The sequence below is a fragment of the Achromobacter sp. UBA5777 genome, from assembly GCF_002418565.1.
GTDB lineage: Bacteria > Pseudomonadota > Gammaproteobacteria > Burkholderiales > Burkholderiaceae_B > Achromobacter > Achromobacter animicus.
Map to the genome: position 1 here is coordinate 21802 of NZ_DIEJ01000066.1, position 434 is coordinate 22235.

General features: G+C 71.0%; 1 pseudogene. It reads left to right on the top strand.

What is annotated here, in order from left to right:
• Positions 1 to 434, top strand: a pseudogene (locus B3446_RS04740) (alpha-amylase); the annotation flags it as partial.

Here is a 434-nt window from a genome sequence, read left to right on the forward strand (position 1 = left end):
GGCGCGGCGCGCGCTGGCCTCGCCCTACAAGGACGTGGCCGGCATGTTGCGCTCGTTCGACTATGCGGCGGCGTCCATTGCCCGCACCGACCTGATTGGCGGCGCGCATCTGGACGCCAACGCGGGCGCGGACGAGGTGCCGGCGCCGACCGTTGCGCCGGCCGAACAGCGCGACGCGCTTCTGGCGCGCTTCCGCCAGCAGGCGTGCGACGCCTTCCTGCAGGGATACCGCGGCGCGCGCGGCGGCGACCTCGCCGACGGCGCGGACCGCGAGAACACGTTGCTGACGCTGGCGCAGCTTGAAAAGGCCGCCTACGAAGTCAGCTACGAAGCCGCCCACCGTCCGGACTGGATCTCGATTCCGCTGTGCGCCCTGACAGAACTGGCGCGCAGTGTCCTGCTTTCCGCCGCCATCGACGCCGAAGGAAAAACGC